Annotated in this window: 14 protein-coding genes; 3 read left to right on the plus strand and 11 right to left on the minus strand. The window is 51.5% G+C overall.

The window, feature by feature from the left end:
• Positions 1 to 47 precede the first annotated feature (47 nt).
• Positions 48 to 1,673, minus strand: a complete 1,626-nt coding sequence (locus GYMC10_RS16915; RefSeq protein ID WP_015735636.1) for a helix-turn-helix domain-containing protein — start codon at positions 1,671 to 1,673, stop codon at positions 48 to 50.
• Complete coding sequence (locus tag GYMC10_RS16920; protein WP_015735637.1) at positions 1,660 to 3,414, minus strand: sensor histidine kinase; 1,755 nt, start codon at positions 3,412 to 3,414, stop codon at positions 1,660 to 1,662. Before GYMC10_RS16920 ends, GYMC10_RS16915 begins: the two co-directional genes overlap by 14 nt.
• Before the next feature lie 184 nt (positions 3,415 to 3,598).
• On the opposite strand from GYMC10_RS16920, the gene GYMC10_RS16925 reads away from it, so the two are divergent.
• Complete coding sequence (locus GYMC10_RS16925) at positions 3,599 to 5,050, plus strand: RNA-guided endonuclease InsQ/TnpB family protein (protein ID WP_015735638.1); 1,452 nt, start codon at positions 3,599 to 3,601, stop codon at positions 5,048 to 5,050.
• Between the two features lie 222 nt (positions 5,051 to 5,272).
• Here GYMC10_RS16925 and GYMC10_RS16930 read toward each other — a convergent pair whose 3' ends face one another.
• Positions 5,273 to 8,347 (minus strand): family 16 glycoside hydrolase, encoded by a 3,075-nt coding sequence (locus GYMC10_RS16930; RefSeq protein WP_015735639.1) that lies wholly within the window; start codon positions 8,345 to 8,347, stop codon positions 5,273 to 5,275.
• 322 nt (positions 8,348 to 8,669) lie between these two features.
• Positions 8,670 to 9,500 (minus strand): isocitrate lyase/phosphoenolpyruvate mutase family protein, encoded by an 831-nt coding sequence (locus GYMC10_RS16935; protein ID WP_015735640.1) that lies wholly within the window; start codon positions 9,498 to 9,500, stop codon positions 8,670 to 8,672.
• Between the two features lie 183 nt (positions 9,501 to 9,683).
• Here GYMC10_RS16935 and GYMC10_RS16940 point away from each other — a divergent pair, with 183 nt between their 5' ends.
• Positions 9,684 to 10,181: an SMI1/KNR4 family protein gene (locus tag GYMC10_RS16940; protein ID WP_036660999.1), complete on the plus strand. Its 498-nt coding sequence runs from the start codon at positions 9,684 to 9,686 to the stop codon at positions 10,179 to 10,181.
• A 75-nt stretch (positions 10,182 to 10,256) separates the two neighbouring features.
• Here the strand turns inward: GYMC10_RS16940 and GYMC10_RS16945 are convergent, their stop codons facing one another.
• Positions 10,257 to 10,826, minus strand: a complete 570-nt coding sequence (locus tag GYMC10_RS16945; protein WP_015735642.1) for a YdeI/OmpD-associated family protein — start codon at positions 10,824 to 10,826, stop codon at positions 10,257 to 10,259.
• Between the two features lie 77 nt (positions 10,827 to 10,903).
• Positions 10,904 to 11,368, minus strand: a complete 465-nt coding sequence (locus tag GYMC10_RS16950; protein WP_015735643.1) for a VOC family protein — start codon at positions 11,366 to 11,368, stop codon at positions 10,904 to 10,906.
• A 98-nt stretch (positions 11,369 to 11,466) separates the two neighbouring features.
• On the opposite strand from GYMC10_RS16950, the gene GYMC10_RS16955 reads away from it, so the two are divergent.
• On the plus strand, positions 11,467 to 12,375 hold the full coding sequence (locus tag GYMC10_RS16955) for a helix-turn-helix transcriptional regulator (RefSeq protein ID WP_015735644.1): 909 nt from the start codon (positions 11,467 to 11,469) through the stop codon (positions 12,373 to 12,375).
• 141 nt (positions 12,376 to 12,516) lie between these two features.
• On the opposite strand, the gene GYMC10_RS16960 is transcribed toward GYMC10_RS16955, so the two are convergent.
• From GYMC10_RS16960 to GYMC10_RS16980, 5 genes are all read right to left on the minus strand, one after another.
• On the minus strand, positions 12,517 to 13,968 hold the full coding sequence (locus tag GYMC10_RS16960) for an extracellular solute-binding protein (protein WP_015735645.1): 1,452 nt from the start codon (positions 13,966 to 13,968) through the stop codon (positions 12,517 to 12,519).
• Between the two features lie 92 nt (positions 13,969 to 14,060).
• Positions 14,061 to 15,089, minus strand: coding sequence for an alpha/beta hydrolase family protein (locus GYMC10_RS16965; protein WP_015735646.1), 1,029 nt, complete (start codon positions 15,087 to 15,089; stop codon positions 14,061 to 14,063).
• Positions 15,076 to 16,983 (minus strand): hypothetical protein, encoded by a 1,908-nt coding sequence (locus tag GYMC10_RS16970; RefSeq protein ID WP_015735647.1) that lies wholly within the window; start codon positions 16,981 to 16,983, stop codon positions 15,076 to 15,078. The genes GYMC10_RS16965 and GYMC10_RS16970 overlap by 14 nt, the downstream gene beginning before the upstream one ends.
• Positions 16,964 to 18,202, minus strand: a complete 1,239-nt coding sequence (locus tag GYMC10_RS16975; protein ID WP_015735648.1) for a DegT/DnrJ/EryC1/StrS family aminotransferase — start codon at positions 18,200 to 18,202, stop codon at positions 16,964 to 16,966. Before GYMC10_RS16975 ends, GYMC10_RS16970 begins: the two co-directional genes overlap by 20 nt.
• A gap of 23 nt (positions 18,203 to 18,225) precedes the next feature.
• Complete coding sequence (locus tag GYMC10_RS16980) at positions 18,226 to 19,929, minus strand: hypothetical protein (protein WP_015735649.1); 1,704 nt, start codon at positions 19,927 to 19,929, stop codon at positions 18,226 to 18,228.
• Positions 19,930 to 19,957: the final 28 nt, after the last annotated feature.

Raw genomic sequence — 19,957 nt, forward strand, 5'->3', positions numbered from 1 at the left:
ATTCACTCTCAAGGGATAGAATTCTATGGTCTCCTGCAGCAGGCACCTCAAGCCTCCGGCCGGTCCATGTGATAGCCCGCCCTGAATTCCGACGGTGTCTGGCCGGTGATCTTCTTGAACATCTCGCTGAAATATCTGCGCTCTTCATACCCTACCGCCGCAGCCACCTCCTGCACCTGCGCTCCCTCCACCAGCAGCAGTCTCGCTTTGTGAATGCGTTCCGAGGTGATAAACTGCGTGACCGTCATCCCGGTCACTTGCTTAAATAAGCTGGAAAAGTAGCTGGCGCTTAGATGCACATGCGCGGCGCATTCGCCAACGGTAATATCCTCGGACAAGCGGCCCTTGATGTAGCCTATGGCATTATAAATAACCTTCTGCCCTTCGGATAAGCTGTTTCGGCGAACCAGCTCAGCTCCCTCCGTGCACAAGGCATGCAGTTGACGCTGCAAAGAGGCCAGCGGCAGCCCCGCCGTCCCTTGTACCGTTCTGAATTTCTGAATCATCGGCTGTATCTCCGAATAGGTAACCATTTCGTAAAGCGTGCGGATCGCTGAAGCGGCCAGCTCATCGTACAGGCTGAGGAGATAATCCGGACTTTGCCGCGAGATCCGTTTCTGCAGCGCTTCCGAAATCGCGGACAGAATCTCGTCCGTCCGGGCGGCATTCCCGGAACGAAGGGCCAGCAGGAGCTCGTCCTTGTACTCCAGTGCCAACGGCTCCTGGCTTCCGCTCTGATGGATATCGTCATACATAATGGCGGCATTGCCTTCAGTGAATAAGTGATGGGAGAGCGCCCGATGAGCCTGGCGATAAGAATCCGGGAGCCCGCTAATCTCCTCCACTCTGCCGCCGACCCCGACCGAGATCGTAAACTTGGTGTATCGTTCAATATTCCGGCAGCACTGCTCGGCAATTTCGATCGGACTGGACGGTCCTGAATCGTTCAGTACGGCCAGGTACTGATCATGACGGGCACGGAAAAGAACGCTGTGCGCATAATGGGCAAGCGTCTCCTGCATAATATTCAACAGCGAGAACCGGATCAGCTCCATCTCCTTCACGGACTGCTCGGCAACTTGCTCCCGGAAACGATCAATTTCAATCAGCATCACGACGAAGCCGCGCGGCTCCAATTCAATATTCAGAAAATCCCACCGTTCCGAGGCCTCTTCCCATGATGTGCGGTGACTTACGAGCAGCCCAAAGTATTCCTGCCGCAGCGCCGGCATGCTCTCGCGAAGCTTGTTCTCCATTTCCCTCAAACTTATCCGTTTGGACCTCTCTTCCATAACCTCTGCTTTGGCTCGCAGCACAGCCGACATCATATCTTCTTCTGTGAAGGGCTTCACCACAAAATCAAACGCCCCCAGCTGCACCGCCTGCTGCGCATATTCAAAGTCGGCATAGCCGCTGATCAGAATGACCTTGCAGCTGGGATTCTCTTCCAGAACCAAACGCAGCATGCTCAACCCGTCCATGATCGGCATCCGGATATCGGTAATAACCAGATCCGGACACAACCCGCTGATCAGCTTCAGCCCCTCTTCTCCATTGCTCGATACACCTGCGACCCGAATCCCTTGCTCTTCCCAGTTCATGGCGGTCAACCCGTCCACCACGCTCTTAATATCGTCGATAATGCAAAGACTGATCGCTTCAGGATTGCTCATCCAAATGCTCCCCTTTCTTGGGTAAAGAAATCCGTATTTCGGTTCCGCGTTCCGGCGCACTGTCTACGCGAAATTCCGCACCGTCCCCATAATAGAGCCGGAGCCGCCGGATCAAGTTGGACACCGCATATCCCTTCTTCGATTCCAGCCAAAAGAGTGCGCGCACTTGGGCCTCATCCATGCCCCTGCCGTTATCGCGTACGGCAATCGTCCAGCGTTTCTCATCCCCGCTAATTTCGATTTCGATTAGGCCGCCGTTCTTCAGGTCGCGAAAACCGTGCAAAATGCTGTTCTCGACCAGCGGCTGCAAAATGATGCGTGGAATCGAAATCGATGACACCTCCGGTTCGCGTACATGGATCTCATAAGAGAATAAGTCTTCATAGCAGCTTAACTGCAGTTCCAAATACTGGCGCACATGCTCCAGCTCTTTCGACATTGTCGTAATTTCCTGACCATTGTTCAGCCCGAGTTGGAACAGGCGGGAGAGCGACATGACCATTTGCTGCGACGGTTCGATCTGCTTCAATTTCAATTTCCAGTAGATGGTATTGAGCGTGTTGTACAGAAAATGCGGGTCCATTTGCGCCGACAGCGCCTTGATCTCTGCAGTTCGCTTATGCGTCTGCGCTTCCGTAACCTCATCAATCAACACCACAATCTGTTCCAGCATCCGGTTAAACCGAAATCCCACTTGAGCCAGTTCATCTCCGCTGCCGCTCTCAAAACGGGCGGTCAGATCGTTGTTCTCGACCCGCTTCATCACCTTCAGCAGCCCTTGCAGCGGCTTTAGCAAATAGCGTGAAAATGCGCCCGAAATCAACGTGGTGACGGTAAAAGCTGCCAGCGTAACCCCGGCGATCAGCCATTTGACGTATACCATGTCATGGAGCACGTCGGCCCGGGAACGGATGGTGGTCATCGTCCAATCCGCTATGCCGAGACGGGCATAATTAAGCAGATAGGTTTGGCCGTCCAGATCAAAAGGCTGACTTCCCTCCGAGCGGTTCATCAAGCCGCTCAAATCTCCCGTCTCCACCGCTTGCCTGACCAGCGTTTCCTTCACGGGGTAAACCGTATCTCCATCAGCGTTCAGCAAGAAGCTGGACGCTCCTTCCGCGGTGTTTCCCTGCACCAGCTTGCGGAAGCCGTCCTCACGGATATTCACGACAATATAAACACCGCTGACCGGAGTGTCAAAGATCGGCTCCAGAATAAGCGAAATGACGCGTTCCTTGCCGGAGAATAGCATGTCCTCATGACCCTCCACCCACAGATTCTTTTTCTCCTGTTCGATGCGCGAATACAGTACGGTGTCCTCGAATGCGGTGAGCCGATTGCGGTTCATGGACGAAGGATAAAATTCGCCGATCGGCGTAAATACGTAGATCGATTGGATAAGCGGCTCGGCAATCCGCGCCTGCGAGAAAACGTTATCAAGATCGTTCAGATGCGTGTAATATCTGCTGGCATCCCCGGAGGCGGCATCCTTCAGCATGTCGTAGAAAGGCTGGCTGATCATAAACGTCATCATAATCAGCATCAGTTTATTCAGCTTCTCATCCACGATCTGTGCTGACCTCACCACCGTGTCCTGCGTGAGCTTCAGCGCATTCTTTTCCAGCGTGGCAGCCGAGATATAATAAGACAATCCTCCGGTCATCAGGACAGAAAGCACGATGACAGCCAGAAAAGCGACCTTGAGTTTGTTGCGGAACGATTGCCTGCGGAGATACTTCAAGCTTTTCACGCCTTCCGTTAAATTCTATCTACCCATGCCGAGAGTACTCCCACTTCTGCAAGTGGAGAGGTGAATCGGCGACTTCTTGTCCGGGCCTACAAGATGTTCTTTCTTTTCTTCCAATGTAGCGGTATAATAAACAGGAACATACATTCGTATTCCGGAAGTGAAAAGAGGTGAAATCTTGTCCGTTCCAGCACTCGGGTATAGAACCTATCAAGTATGGATCAAGCCGGGGCATCGGTTGTTCGCCTATCTGGATGCATTGGGTCAGTGTGCAAAAAACCTGTACAATACGGCTAACTTTTATATCCGGCAAGTGTTTACCGCAAAGGGACAGCTATCGGCTTGTCAGCCGTTGCAACAACAAGTGATGAACACCCTGTCCGCACATCTGGATGCGATGAACGAGCGAAGAAGCGTGAAAAATCGTTCCCGGCCCTTTACGTTGCCTTCGCCAGAGCAGCCCTTCCTGTCTTATTCTTTCTTGGATGCCTTGTTCAAAGTGATGGAGCAACCCGATTATCGCTCCCTCCCGGCCCAAAGCAGCCAAGGCATTCTGAAGGTCGTCTTCCAGAACTGGGCGGCCTTTTTCGCCAGCATGAAGGCGTATCGTCAACATCCGGAGACCTTTACCGGCAAGCCGAAGATTCCGGGCTACGCCCGCAGCAAGGTGAAGGAAGTGGTGTTCTCGAATCAAGATTGCGTCATCAAAGACCGAAAGTTCCTGAAGTTCCCCCGAACCAAGCTGAGACTGAACATCGGCAAGCTAGGGCGTACCGACGGCAAGTTCATGCAGGCGCGTGTCGTACCTCGTCATGGGCACTATGTTATCGAACTCGTCTTCACGTGTCCAATGGAAGAGCAGAACACAGAGGGGGAACAAGTACCGGACGTCAGCCATTCTAATTTCATCATGGCGATTGATTTGGGTGTAGACAATCTTGCAACCATGGTCACGACAACCGGCTTACAGCCGGTGATCGTGAAGGGCAGGATCGTCAAAGCGATCAATCAGTATTATAACAAGATGAAAGCGCACTACACGAGTATTCTTCGTCAGGGTAAAAACCCGCGTGAAGGCACACACACATCCAAACGATTGGAACGATTGCATCTGCAGCGCCACCGCCTGATCAAAGACCTGTTTCACAAAGCCAGTCATCATATCGTCAGACTGGCCGAAGAGCAGAGGATCGGTACGATCGTCATCGGTCATAATGCGGGATGGAAACAAGAATCCGCCATGGGACGGCGAAACAACCAGTCGTTCTGTCACCTCCCGCACAAGCAGCTCATTGCGATGATCCAGTATAAGGCAGCAGCAAAGGGAATCACGGTGATCCTGACGGAAGAAGCCTATACGTCAAAAGCGAGCTTCCTGGATCAAGATCCGTTGCCGCGTTTCGGTGAGGGAGGAACCTATCTCTTCTCCGGCAAGCGGATTTATCGCGGGCTGTATGCGAGCCAGGCGGGCGTGATTCATGCCGATGTGAACGGAGCAGCCAACATTATGCGCAAAGTATTCCCAAACGTATCTGCTAAGCCTTCGGATGGGATAGAGGGGTTGGATGGTAACCAGTCCATCAACGTGTCAACTCCAAGGGTGTTAAGCATCCTGAAACCTTCAGGTTGAGACATCTGAAACCCGCACTTCAACCGAAGCGACTGCCTAGGTAAGTGGCGGGAGTATTCATTCTTTGATTATGTCACTGCATCCCCTGTACGACAATGCAAAAAAACGAAGCTGTCCCTGGCAGCCAATCATGGCGTTAGGGGCAGCTCCTTCGTATGATCCTCTTAACGCTGACCGACCTGTGGATCGGCTTTTTTTGAAAAAGTACGGATGCCGTACTAGTTAGATCGAATCAGGTGCCAGTACCACAACATCATCAAAAGCTACGCCTGCCGAAGTGGTCCGAAATCCTATTTTTCCTGCTGTCAGTTCGGTCTCGGGATTGGTCCATTGCACTTTTAATTCTCCATCCACATAACCTTTTATTGCGTTCCCTTCAATAGAAGCCTTCATCGTATACCACTGGTTCGCCTGAGCTGTAAAGGGGGTACTGGATACAAGGGTCATGACGTTGTCCACGGATTTGTACAACTCCAGCTTTTGGGCTGCGGAATGGATTCGGAACATATAGAAATTACCCGCATCCTGTACCCTGAAGAGAATGCCTGCGTTGGCATTGGTGATGGGCATTTTCGCTTTGGCCTCATACGTATAATCCGTCCACGAATCGCCGGCAGCAATGACTGCAGTGGCAGCTTGATTCTGAATCAAGGCATTTGTGCCGTCCGTTGTTACATCCCAGGAACCTGAAGCAGACGTCCATCCTCCGGCATTTCCATCTTCGAAATCGTCGCTGAATACAATGACCGTAGGATCCGGATTCACGGGAGGTTCATTCACGTCCGTGACATGGATCGTAAAGGTCTTCTCAACATACAGTCCGCCTGAGTCTGTACTCCTCACCCGGATACTGTAGCTATCCTTGGCTTCGTAATCAGGCGTTACGGCTAGGAACAACTTATTGTCCGAAATGGTGAAGCTGCCGTTGTCCACATCTCCTGCCCCCGCTATCAGCATATAAGAAAATGTTTCTTCCGCATCAGGGTCGCTGGTGGAAAAGGTTCCGACCATGCCTCCCGCCGTCGTGTTTTCAACAACACTGTTGTGTGAAAGGGCAATCTCCTCAGGCGCTTTATTGAGGAAACTAACCACGGCATCGTCAAAATGGACGCCCGCCGAGGTGGTCCGGAATCCGATCCCCCCAGCCGTCAATTCGGTTACAGGATTGGTCCATTCCATCTTTAATTCTCCATCCACGTAACAGGAAATCGTGTTCCCTTGTATAACCGCCTTAACCTTATACCACTGTTTCTCAATGGCCGTGAACGGCATACTGTTTACAAGCGTCAGCTGTCCATTCACGGATTTGAACAACTCCAGTTGTTGATTCGATGAATGAATGCGATACATATAATAATTGTTTGCATCCTGCACCCTGAAGACCATGCCCGCGTTGGCATTGGTGATGGGCATTCTTAATCTGGCTTCATAAACGTAATCCGTCCATGAACCCCCGCTATTAGCGGTAATCAGGGAGGTGGTTGTCTGATTCCCGCTGGACAGCACGTGATTCGTTCCGACTGTCGGGACGGTCCAGCCGCCGGACATCGACGTCCAACCCGCCGTATTTCCATCTTCGAAATTGTCGCTGAATAGCGGCGGTTTGGAATTGGCAAAAACGATACCATATACATTGTTATTAACGGTAACATTCAAGTCGTCCAGGGTTGTTGCAAGCTTGCCTCCAACATAAACATCCGTGAACGTGACGCCGTTAACCCTTCCGCCTTTCGTGGCATTCCCGGAAATTCTGGATTTCTGGGTGCCGGTCTCGCGAACATTGATGTTCTTGACTACAACATTGCTTACATCGCCGGAAGTGCTGGTGGACACTCCAAGCCAATAGTTCCCGAATTGATTGATGCCGACGCGTTCGATGTCGATATTTTCAAACGTAATATTTTGGGCATAACCTTCCTCCGGGAGGGTATTCAGTTGGTATCCATGATCAATAAGCAATGCTCGGGCGCTTTGATACACATACGAATTTCGGATGGTTACGCCGATTTGCGGCTGGGCTACGCCCATGCCAATCTTGAAAGCCGCGCATCTTGTCCATGCAAAAGCGTCATCAAAGACCACATTCTCCAAATGTTCAAGCTCGCCCGGCCAGTCTTTGGACATCCCCGTCTGCAGCCAGGTTTTAGTGGAATAAGTGTCATCATCTGATATGGCAATCGAATGCTGAACAAGCACATTCTGACTCTCATTGATATCGATAACGTCATTCTCGATTTTGTATAAATCCTGGAATCCCTTAAGATTGTTTATGGTCACATTGTCGGAACGAACCACCATAAACGACCAGAAACCGCCATCCCGTAATATTAGTCCGTCAAAAGTAAAATTGGATGTTGCGATCGGAACGAGCAGGTTATTGAGGAACCCTTCATTCTTATTCGGCGCCGGCATCTTTCGCTCTCGCATCGCAATGCCTTTTCCATCAATGGTTCCCCGTCCCCGTATCGTAATATTGGTGGAATCTACGGCAGTACGAATAAAATACGTTCCATCCGCGTTTCGTGAATCCTTGCGAAAATCAATCACGTAGTCTTCCCCCTTTCCCGTGCCGACAATGACGGCGCCGCCGGCCAGGTAAAAGGTTACGTTGCTTTTTAATGTCAGGTTCCCGCTCTTATAAACACCGGCCGGTATGAATACAACGCCGCCGCCGGCTTGATGGGCGTCATCGATCGCCTGCTGAATCGGACCCGATGCCAGCGATGTACCCGTGTTATCCGCATGGTATGGCGACTGCGTCACATTATAAATCCCGGCACCTGTGGACGGGGGAATATCCGTCTCCAAGGGATCTGCTGCGATCACAATCTTCTTCCTCTGGTCATTGATTTTCACGATGACATAGGTTGAGGATGAAAGATAGAACGTTAGCTTGTTCCCGTTGACCGTGCCTTCGATATTTTTAGCCTGAGGACTGATGGAGTATGAAGTAATCGGCACATTATTGGTAACTTCGATACGGACCGTGCCGGAAAAGGAAAATTGAGCATAATCATAATCAGCCAGATAACTGATAACAGGAATCGCTTCGTTATTCGCTTTCAACGAAAACACGCTGGATGCGGTATAGATGGATGGCATCGGGTAATTTTGTATCGTGGCCGGAGCAGCGGCGGTCTGTGCCAAAGATGCCGGATCAGCGGCATCCGTCATATCCATTGAAGAAATTGAATAGCTATTGATTTCTACTGCACCCGCAGTTCGGGGTGAGAATCCTGTGATCATTACGGCAAGCACGACCAACAGACTAACTGCTTTTCTTGTAATGGTAAGCATAAATACCTCCTCAAGATTATTCATCTGCCACACGATAATAAGGCACCGCAGCTTCTGTTCTCCCGGTTGTATTCTTGCTTGTTTTTTTGTGAAGGCGCTAACATTTTATCGGAAGCAAGCAGCCCGCTTTCTGACGTTCACTCCCCCCTCCATCCAAACTTTTCACTGTCACGATGGATTATAATCCCTGCCCATAAAAAAAGGAGTGGGGCAAGCCCACTCTCCAGGGATACATTTTAACTGTTCTCCATCGCTACCGATTCGCCGGCAGCCATAGCGTTGCGGAAATGAAGATCTACGCAGGCGCTATCTCCGTTGATTGCTACCAAGGCTGCTTTTCTGATAAATCGTCGTAAGAAAGGACTCTCGAAGTCATGTGCTCAAAAGTTCCCTCCTCCAAAATTTCATGGCCCATGCGATCCAGAAGCGATATTGCGGCGCGAAAAGGTCCTGAGCCGGTGCTGATACGCTGAATCCCCAGCGCTTCAAGTTCTTTTGCGGAAGGCATTCCCGGCCCGGCCAATACATTGATCGGACAGCTTATTTCATGGCGCAGTGTTTGGATGTCGGTGATTTCCTGGATTCCGGGGACAAAAATACAATCTGCCCCGGCTTCCTGGTAGGCATGGGCCCGCTTGATCGTCTCTTCCAGCCTCCCTGCAGACGGCATAGACTTGATCCAGTAAGCATCGATCCGGGCATTGATAAAGAGAGGAAACCCCATGGTATTCCCCAGCCTTCGGATCACGGCTATTTTGTTTTGCTGGAGCAAAATATCATGCAGCGGCGCTTGTCGATCCATGCCGCTGTCTTCTATGTTAATCCCCGTCGCGCCTGCCTTGATCACCTGCTTAACCGATTCTGCGACTTCATCAGGCGTCTGTCCATACCCGTCTTCCATATCCACGGTAACCGGAATATCCACGGTTTGCACGATCCTGCGGACCGTATCCAGCATCCTATCGAAGGGCATATTCCGATCCGCATACCCATGGGAAACCGCTATGCCGGCACTTGTCGTGCCAATGGCCTTGAAGCCGCACTTCTCGAAAGTTTTCGCGCTTGCAGCATCCCATGCATTGGGCAAAATAAAGAAATTAGAGTGAAGCTTTTTAAAGGCGGTAAGCTTTTCAAGCTGTTTTATCATGTCCATACTATACCTCTCCCCATCTATTATCGACTGGCGTACTTTTGTATATAGTATAAACCGAGTACTATTCGATACCTATCGAAATATGGAATGCACATTGAGTTCCAGAAGGATATGGAACTGTCTGACTAGAATAATAATCAGAGCCTATAAGAAATTGGAGTGAATACGGTGGGAGAAGAGACCCTGAATGACAAAATAAATGAATTTATGATTTGGGCTGAAGAAAACGGTTGGACGATAACTAAGAATGAGGATCATCAATTACATTTAGCTGGCAGCTTGTTATCAAGATATAAGGAAATCCCTAATGATTATTTGGAATTTTTAAGTGTTGTAAAACGATGCATCACACCTGATGAGAAGACCTGGTTTCTATGCGAGGATGAATACAATAATCGCTCCGAGGCTGAATTTAAATGGAATGAATTTGAAATGCTCAGTTTGGAGGCAGCAAGGGACGATGAACTATGGAAATCAGAAATAACTGCGTGGTGGGATTCTTACCTGCCGATCGTGATGTCAGTTGATGGAGGGTATTCCTTCTATGCGATTGATTTAACCAATGACATTGGTGCTATCGTGCGCGGATATGAACCTGAATTTGAAGAAGTTGAACAAGCGGCACATAATCTTGAAGAGTTTTTGGAATTGATTATGTCGAACTCTATAGAGTTCCAGTGATAAAAAGGCAATGCATACAACCTTAGTTCGGTCACTCAACCAGACTAAGGTTGTTGGCCTTCGACCCAGGGAGTATTAATATTCAAGTAGACGGCCATGATCGTTCCATTGACCGTACATTTTGTTTTCTCTTGTGTTGGATATGAATTTGTCTAATCTGCTCTTGAATAATTCCGGCTGATTCTTATAGCTTTGTATCGTGTCGATCCGAACTCTTTTATAAAGATCAGGAAATGCCATGAAATTCTCAAATACTTGCTTTTCCTCTTTTAGCCTTTGTTCTATGACCCCATCTATTCTGAAAGAACCGGGATCCATGTCAGGAAGAACCCTTCTGCCTTCGTCACTCATGAAGCCCAACTTTTCGAGGCGGCGGACACGTTCTTTATTCAATTCGGTCCATGAGCTTTTTTTACCTCTAGGAGACAGTCTCTGGGCCAGCTCGGTTTCGGACATTTTCTTTTTAATGCCGTCAATCCATCCAAAGCATAAAGCTTCCTCAACGACGTCCAAATATAACAACATATCAGGGGTTGGCGTCATACTAACCATCACCCAGCAAGACTTCTCGGTCTTGCCATGGTTCTGCAGCCAAATCCTTAAATCCTCTCTCGATTTTGCTGGAATAACATGTTCAATTTTCATAGCTTACCCCGTCCTCCTACTTTCTAAAGAGAATATCAAAACATGGCCTTTCATTGGAAGGCCATGTTTTGAATGCGTTACTGTTTGTTTGAAATGACTTTGTCAAGGAAGCGATATGCGTCACGATTAAATTTCCAGGCAACTCCGAATTTATCAACCAGCATTCCAAAGCACGAAGACCAAGGAGTATTGGATAATGGCATCACAACATGGCCGCCAACAGACAATTGGTTAAAGTATTCTTCCAATGCTTGTTGATCCTCTATGACTAGACTAATAAGCATGTTGTTTCCTTTCACCAACTCACCCGTTACCGCCTTCATGGAAGGCAAAATATCCGACATCATGATTTTTCCGCCTGCAAATTCAACCGAGGACTCCATGATCAAATTGAGTTCATTTTCTGGCAATGGATAGTTTGGATCCTGCGGAAAATCCTTGAATTTCACTTTTTTTACCTCGTACGCCTGTAGAGCCTCCGAATAAAATTCAATCGCTTCTTCAGCGATCCCATCAAAGTTCAAATATGCAATAGCTGACATAAAGTTGTACCTCCTTCTTTTGATAAATGAAGTATAATTTATTAGTGGTGACAGACGTATGTCACCATTTAAAAAATTGTACCAAAAGAGGGGCAGCTATGGAGAAGGTTGAGAGATTAATATCCATTATCATGATATTGCTGAAAAAAGATATCGTCTCAACAAAAGAATTCGCACAATTATTTAACGTTTCCAAAAGAACGATTCTTCGCGATATGGAAACACTGAGCTTATCCAACATTCCCATCTATTCTGTTCATGGAATTCATGGCGGATACGGTATTATGGATGAATACAAGGTGGATAAGCGTCTTTTAAACAGCTCCGACTTAGAAAATATATTGACTGCGCTCGGCGGATTGGAACAAATTCTAATTAGCGAGGAAGTTGAAATCACGATTAAAAAAATGGAGGCCATGGTTCATCCCAAGTCCAGGAAAGGCTCCATCCAACTATCATTTTATAATTGGAAGGGTCGATCTGAGATTCTTCCGACCTTGAAGATATGCCAGGAATCGATAGTAGGGAAAAATTTGATTTCATTTGATTATATAGATAAAAATGGCATGATAACGAATCGAATCGTCGAGCCGTATCAGCTTCATTTTAGCGAAACCAGTTGGTATTTGAAGGGATTCTGTTTACATCGCCAGAGCTATAGAACATTTAAATTATCCAGGATCGATAATCTCAATATGAATGAAGAAACCTTTAACCCGAGAGATTATGCATTAGAACAAGACGCAGCCAGTTATCAGCCGCAATTAGTCGCCATTAAAGCGTTGATTGCGCCCGGCATAAAAGATCAGTTTATTGAAAGGTACGGTCGAAAGAGTATTGAAAGTCATAGTTCTGAATATTTCCTGGCTACCATCCAAATTCCTCGGAACCCTATTGGATTTCAGTTTTTAGCAAGTTTCGGTACAAATCTAGAAATCGTAGAACCGAAATCATACGTAGAGGAATTTCGCAATTATTTACTTAAAATGGTCGATAAATATTCTTAAAAGGTCCTTTCAAATGAACATGTCGGCAACTTCTAACGGATAGATGCATATTTGCTGCCAACACAAAAACACCTTCAAGACCGTCTCCATATCTTACGACATGGCTTCGTTCTCCTGAAGGTGCTCTTTTTTACCGAATCGTCATTTCTCCATCCCGGTACCGGCGTCCTTCAAGCCCAGCCGGGAGTTGAAGAGTTGCTCGATCCGGGTGCAGGTATCCGCCGGGGTTTCCATGCCAGCCCACAGCAGATTCAGTTCATCCAGCAGCGTCAATATTTCAGATTGGTTCATGTTAAGGATATGCAGCGGATAAGCATGCGGCAGCACCTCGAGATAACGGTTATAGTGCTGCGGATGAATGTCCGGATTCAGCAGGCTGTCATCCTCGGCTACAGACCGCAACACCGGAATGGTGCAACCGTACTGTTTTAGCAGTTTCTGTGCTTCCTCGCCCGTCATAAAATCCACGAGTTTTTCGGCGATATTCCGATGACTGCTCGCAGCGTTGATCGACAGCCCCCCGCCTAGCAGTATAGTGGCGGGTTTGCTCCCTTTCGGCAAGGTCATCACATCCCAGTCGATGGAATGGTCGCGGAATTCATTCATGAAATAATAAGTGGACATGATCATCGCAACCCGTTCTTTCATAAACAGGCTTTCGGCTAAATGGCTGCTGCCATGGGAAAAGATCGGCGACACATGCTCCTTATACATCAGCGATACGCAAAACTCCAGCGCTTCGATGTTCCGTTCGTCCGCCATCGTGCTCCGGCTGCGGTCTGCAGCCATGATGCTGCCGTCATTTTGAAGCAGGAAGACCGGCCAGCGGTTGGGGGACGAAGAGAAGCAGAACCCGTAATGATCGGTCATTCCGTCTTCGTTCGGGGCCGATGTGCTGGCTTTGGCCGCCTCCAGCAGCTGCTGCCAGTCGCCAAGACTGACAAGGTGAGACAGGCCGTGCTGACGGAAGATCGATCGGTTATAACAGATGACTACCGGTGAGAACACAAACGGCGCCGCGAGCATGCCGCCTTCATGATTGAACAGCTCAAAGACCCGCGGATAGCTGACCCCTTCCTCCATCAGACGGGGAGGAACATACCCTGTCAGCAGATTCGTGCGCCCGCTTTCGGTCCATTCCCGGAAATGCTGATCCGACATGATAAACAGATCAGGCCCTTGATCGTCCTCAATGGACCGGATGATGGTTTCGGTGTAGAAATCCTCGGAATACAGCACCATCTCCACCTGAACGAACGGATGCTTCCGCTCGAACGCCTCGATCATTTTTTCGATAATCGGAATCTCATAGGAAGAAGAGAACCATGCGAGTCTCAGCACGACAGGCGTTCTGTCCTCATCCGGCACCTTCACCCGGTTGCCCTTGCCCGCGATTTTCTCGATCAATCCTTCGTTCACCAGCTCATCCAGCGCCTTCCGGATCGATACCCGGCTCATTTCATATTTCTGGCTAAGCGTGTTTTCCGGCAAAATAAATTCACCCGGCTGAAGAACACCGGCAACGATTTCATTCCTTAATTCCTGGACAAAGCGTTCATAACGCTCATGAAATTCATTTCTTCTACGCAACAATATATACCGCTCCTATACATGTCTATAACAATCAGTATATCATGAGGGACATCAGGATTCCATGCACTCCGAATAAAGAACGTGTATATATTTTACTCCGCAAGCTGTTTTTCAAGAAAAGCGTAGGCTCGCAGCCGGATATCAGGCGGAAATTCGTGCCCTTCATGACCGATCCAACACTCGAAAGCAGATGAAGCGCCCAGAAAATCATACAAACCATCCAGCTCCCCCAGTCCCGTGGCAACCTCCCTCCAGTTCGGAAAAATCGGGTCTCGCGTTCCGCACCACATCAACATCGGCACCGGAGCCGCAAGCGCCGCGATTTCATGCCACTCGAACGAAAGTGAGCCGTCCTTCAGACTGTCCGTAATGGAAGGGATATGGGAAAACCATTCCCGGAGGCCCCAGCGGTTCGGCTCCGGATCGCCGCGGAACATCGTAAATCCGCAGCTCGAGACGACGGCTTTGATTCGTTTATCCATTCCGGCCAGAAACCAGCCGTTATAGCCGCCAAGCGAGTGGCCGATGACGCCGATCCGGCGTGGATTTACCTGTGGCAGCGAGGACAGCACGTCGACCCCCGCCATATGATCGGAGAGCATTTTGCCGACTGCGGTCCACGCAGGGTACCGTTGATAGAACGGAGCCGTTTGAAACGGCGCTTCTCCTGGATAGATTCGGGCGCCGAACGTGATAGAGTCCGGAGCCAGCACGGCAAAACCGCGCTGTACCAGCTCTAGACCGTACCGCCGGTTCACCCGTCCGGAGGCCAGACTCACATCGTCTTTTCCATTCTCGGTTGTCGGGTGAAGGGCAAGTACAGCGGGATATCCTCCTGCAGCAGGCTTTCCTGAAGGGAGCAACAGATAAGCCGGGATCGAATCTCCGTCCGATGACTGGTACATGATCGCCTGTCTTATATGATCTTCTTCCTCATGCACAGAAAGTACCTGGAAACCCCCGCTGTCTGCGGCCGCTCTCGGCTTATAATCAACCGTCTCCGGGGGCTCCCCCAGCAGCTTCAGCCATCGTGCTCTCAGTCTGGACTCCTTCTCCATCCAGGCTTCAAGGGTATGGATTCCCTCTAACAGCGGCACTAATTCCCCATTAAACTGAGTCATAAAAGTAATCACCCTCCCCTTCCATCCGATACCGCCACAGCTCAGCACCGGAACCGAAATACACGCCTCCGTTCAGGCAGGCGATTCCGCTGGTCGCTTCGACCGGAAGCACTTCCAGCAGTTCCGGCTGCATGTTCACCGTATTTAAGGTGAACAAAGCCCCGCTAAGCAGACCCAGAAGGAATGGATGCCCCTTGCGTTCTATCATGAGCAGTCCCTGCCGGACGATACCGCCCCAGGACGAAAGATCGCGGCAATGAATGATCTTTTGCAGTCCAGCATCGTAAACAAAGAACACCGATTCCGAGGTCAAGCCATAGACAAGCCCGTTTGTGCCGGATATCAGCTGAGCGATTTCCCTGGCACCCGGTACCGGCACCCAGCGCCGAATCACTTGTCGGGCAGGCCAATCCAACTCATACATCACCGCTTCCTCCGCCGTGCTGATCCCGCCGCCGGGCGTCTCAATGCTGGTGCCGCCGAATACCCTGCCATCCGGCAGCACGGCAAGCGAAATCGTACTCTGCCCGCTGATAATTTCCCGGTTCTCCAGCATCTCCACCTGCCCGGCCAGTACATCCACGATGCCGAGCCCGCCGCCGGCCGCACCATAACCGGGAAAGCCGCCATACAACACATGGCGGCCGTCCGGATGTGCGACTGCGCATCTCGGCCTGTGGACAGCGGCATTTTCATAGATTAGCCGGGGATTCCGGTGGGGTCCTGGTTCCGTACACCATTCTTTCGCCGTATCCATTAGGTGGACCATGCCGCCGGCATAAGCAGCACCCACGATGATGCTGCCTTGCGCCGCATAAGCGGCAATATTGCCGCCGCCTCCCCGCTCCACGATATCGCCGCCACAATCGGTCAGGCGCCCGGCTTCGGTATCGTACGTGAACAGATGAAGCGGGTGATTGGAAGTGCCGTAAAGAATGCCGTCCGGACCTCCGAACAGCGGAGAGAGTGACGTTCCGCCTCCCTTGTAGTCAAGCGGAATCCGGCTCAGGCTTCCGTCCGCTTCCATGATTTCGATCTGCTTGTCGGACAGCTGCCATTTCAGCAGCACTCGACCGGCATCAAGGTCCCGGTGCAGCTTGTTGTAACCTGCCCCCTTATACAGGGACGGGTTAACCTCCTCCGCCGACACCTGCTCTGCCCCCTGCTCGCCCAGCAGGTACCATATGCCGGCTCCGTCCTCCCCGGTTGGCAGCCAGCCGTAAACGGCGCCGTTGCAGCCTTGGTGAACGGCAGCGCTGCCTGTCGTACCCGGCAGTCCCTCCAGTATTATCTCAAGCTCTCCGGTCTCCTCATGAAAACAGGCAATGGCCGGCGACGTTGTGCCCAGTCCGGCATAGACCTTCCCACCGCTTCCACAGGCGAGCGTCATGGCATACTTCCTCTCGGCATCCAGCCTGCATAAGGTACGTGAGGATTTTGACGATGCATCGAGCTCAATCAGATAGCTTCCCGGGTAAGTTGTTGCGTAGACCCGACCATCTCCATTCACGGCAAATGCAAAGCCGGCTCCCTCTTCCCCTTCAGGTACCCGGTGCTGCCCGACAAAAGCCGGAGTGAACGGATCGATAACGTAAAAATAGCGGCCTGCTCCGGTATAGAACCGTCCTCGGGAATCACTGATCGACGCAAACGGGTACTGGCCCTCGCCCCCTGGAAAATAAAGCTGCGTGCTGTTTCCTGTTCCCGGATCCGCGATCAGCACATATCCCCGGGCTGCGATTACGATGCGCTCGGTGCCGTCGGCTCTTCGGCACACCGCCGCAGATCTGCTCTCGTCGACATCAACGGGTACGCCGATCCGCTCAAAAGCCCCCATCGTCCCCGTTGCCTTGCTGACGTTCACTTCTTCCGCATTATTCATGGCTTTTCCCATAATAGGCGCCCACCTTGGCAACCGCCTGAATGATATGCTCAATATCCTCGGGCGAGTAGAATTCGTTCATCGGAATCTGCACCGCCGTGTCTAATATCGCCTCCGCGACAGGACAACGGCCTTGCTCATAAGAGACGCTGCTGTTGTCAAACGGAAAATGGCTCCCCGGATAAGCCTGCCGGTTCTGGAACAGCGGCTGCAAATAGCATACCTGCGGGATATAGCCGGCACGGTTGGGGATCCCCTCAGCCTCCAGCGCCCTGCAAAACTCTTCGCGGCTGCACGTCAGCTTGCCCAGATCAAGGCGCAGCATGTAGAACCAGTATGTACAGTCATGCTCCGGGTCGACCTGCGGCGGAATGACGCCCTGGATTCCCTGCAATCCTTCATTGAGCCGGTCGCCGTATTGCTGACGCCGCCCGCAAATCCAGGGCAGCTTTTTGAGCTGGGCGATACCGACGGCTCCCTGCAGCTCGGTCATCCGGTAATTCGGCGCAATATAGCTGGTTCCCCGGTCAACCGTGGTGCCGAGACGGCGGTAGTTTTTGTCCGCGAAGGCGTGAGCGGTTTCGTAATCCTCGCGCGCTCCCGAATTGATCAGCACCATGCCCCCGTCCCCGGTGGAGATATGCTTAAAATCGTTAGTGCTGAAACAGCCATAATCGCCAATGGTGCCGGCCAGCCTCCCCTTATACCGGGTCAGATAAGCCTGTGCGCAATCCTCAATGACCTTAATGCCATGCTTTTCCGCGATCTCCATGATCGGGTCCATATCGCACGGATATCCCGCCAGATGGACGACTAGGATCGCTTTCGTTCTCGGCGTAATGCAGGCCTCGATCGAGGCCGGATCCAGATTGTAAGTGTAAGGCTCCAGATCGGCAAACACGGGGATCGCATTCTGGTACAGAATGCCGATCAGCGTTCCCTGGTCCGTAATCGGGCTTGTAATGACCTCGTCCCCTACGGAGACCCCAGCCGCACCCAGCGCGACATGAATCGCCGCGGTGCCGGAGGATGTCGCTACACTGTATTCCCGGCCGTACATCGCATTGAAATCGGCCAAAAACTGTTTAACCTTGGTGCCGAAATGATAAAACAGCGTGTTCTGCTCCAGCGCTTCGAGCAGATGCGCGGCCTCCTCTTCCCCGAATCTTTTGCCTGTGCCAAAAGGACCGGTCTTGACCGGCGCTCCCCCATGAATCGCTAACGCTTCCACTGTCTAATTCCTCCTCATTGCCGTTATTCAGCTGCTGTTTTCATCATGCTCGCCGCTTCTGCACACGGCCGCCCAAAGCGAATGTCCGTCTGCGAAGCTGACGGGTCCGCCTCCGCAGCCAACGGCTGGCGCACTACCGCTCCCTGCGGAAGATTCTCGGTGATGAGGGTACCGTCTGCGCTTACCCGGAGCACCGCAGCTCGTCTGGCCTGCTCCCAGCGGGTGATCTCCTCGCTCGTCCAGAACGCATAACCGAGCCGCTTCGCGGTTTCGACCGCTAGCGAAAACGCATGCCGGACGTTCCCTAGATGATGGATGTGCTGCTGGTGAAACAGAAAATGGGCGACGCCGCGGACTTCCGCCACCTTTTCGAGAAACGGGGCAATCACCGACGCATCCGAAAGCGTGGGATGCTCCAGGTCCTGGGTTAGAAAGCCGATCTCCAGCACCCGGTATAGCCGGTTGCGGTCATCCGAACGAGCGATCGGGTAATACGGATGGCTGGTACCGAACGGAAAGCCGACATTTCCTTTTTTGCTCGGCCCTCTAGTTTGGTCCGCTTCGATGCCGTTCTGCTCGCACCATTCATAGAGCTCTCCCCAACCCTCAAAGCGGGTATAGTGGTTCTTGTTCGAAATGATCGGCGCGCCGCTGATGCTCCGGATTACGTTCAGTTGGCGGGAAAACTCCTCGGCGCTCCATATCCCCTTCTCCTGCTCCAAAGCATTGTAGTGAAATGCCAGCTCATGCCCGGCAGCCTGAATTTCTTTGTAGAGCGACGGGGAGTAGCCCGGTTCGATCATGCACCAGGTCGAGCGGACGCCGTTTTCCTGAAGCACGCTCAGGGTCGTTTGGGCCGCATCCTCTATGTTGAAGTCGCTGTCGTGCGAGATCATGGCCACCTGATTGACGCCTTCCGGCCAATAGTCCAGAAACGGAAGCGTCATTCCCAGCGCATCTGCTTCCTCCATCAGTTGACGGACAATCACCTCGCGCCACCAGTCTGCATACGGCGTATCAAAGTATGGCATCCCGGTCTCCGTCACCGAGCGGTCCTCATTCCAGTCCATCTCACACCGGTCATCGGCCTTCAAAATGCCTTCGTCCACCGCTCCCGTACCGTCCGGCGCGGGGATGCCGTCCTGGACGACCGGGCCGACGCCCTGCTGCAGCATAACGATATTCGCGGGGATGTCCACATTCCAGCGGATCAGCCGGCCGGCACCTAGCGGAAACTCCAGAACGGCTGCGGCTGCCTCGGCACCAGCTTTATGGAGCCGGCACAGAACGCCATCCGCTTGAACCGGGATGTCGGATTTCTCTGACACCATCCACGGATCGCTGCTTACCGCCCTTAAAACCGGTATGCCTTGCGCATAGCTTATTCCTGACAGGTGCCCGTACACCGCATCCCTGATGGCAAACCGGGTACAGCCCAGCCGGCCGGCCATGCGGTTCAATCCGCCGTAACTGATGAGCGTCGCTCCACGGCGGGCCCACTCCTCCAGACGGTTCAGATCCTGTTCCTTCTCTCCCGGGTGCAGTACGACGATGATATCGGGTTCATATGACTCAAGGGTTTCGGCGTCATCAAACCTTGCATAAGGAATGCCTGCATGACCAAGCACCTCCTCCACATATAGCTGAAACAGATCCTGGCCATGTCCCCAGAAGTATTCCGCCGACTGCCTGTTAAACCACAGACCGATTTTCGCTGTCTTTTTCATGATATATGTCTCCCTCCTCCACAGCTTG

Origin of the sequence: Paenibacillus sp. Y412MC10, from assembly GCF_000024685.1 — a bacterium.
Classification (GTDB): Bacteria; Bacillota; Bacilli; order Paenibacillales; family Paenibacillaceae; genus Paenibacillus_AQ; species Paenibacillus_AQ lautus_A.

Excerpts from the sequence above, each read along its gene's own strand:
- GYMC10_RS16915 (WP_015735636.1), bottom strand. The coding sequence starts at position 1,673 with ATGAGCAATCCTGAAGCGATCAGTCTTTGCATTATCGACGATATTAAG.
- GYMC10_RS16930 (WP_015735639.1), bottom strand. The coding sequence starts at position 8,347 with ATGCTTACCATTACAAGAAAAGCAGTTAGTCTGTTGGTCGTGCTTGCC.
- GYMC10_RS16935 (WP_015735640.1), bottom strand. The coding sequence starts at position 9,500 with ATGGACATGATAAAACAGCTTGAAAAGCTTACCGCCTTTAAAAAGCTT.
- GYMC10_RS16945 (WP_015735642.1), bottom strand. The coding sequence starts at position 10,826 with ATGAAAATTGAACATGTTATTCCAGCAAAATCGAGAGAGGATTTAAGG.
- GYMC10_RS16950 (WP_015735643.1), bottom strand. The coding sequence starts at position 11,368 with ATGTCAGCTATTGCATATTTGAACTTTGATGGGATCGCTGAAGAAGCG.
- GYMC10_RS16955 (WP_015735644.1), top strand. The coding sequence starts at position 11,467 with ATGGAGAAGGTTGAGAGATTAATATCCATTATCATGATATTGCTGAAA.
- GYMC10_RS16965 (WP_015735646.1), bottom strand. The coding sequence starts at position 15,089 with ATGACTCAGTTTAATGGGGAATTAGTGCCGCTGTTAGAGGGAATCCAT.
- GYMC10_RS16970 (WP_015735647.1), bottom strand. The coding sequence starts at position 16,983 with ATGGGAAAAGCCATGAATAATGCGGAAGAAGTGAACGTCAGCAAGGCA.
- GYMC10_RS16980 (WP_015735649.1), bottom strand. The coding sequence starts at position 19,929 with ATGAAAAAGACAGCGAAAATCGGTCTGTGGTTTAACAGGCAGTCGGCG.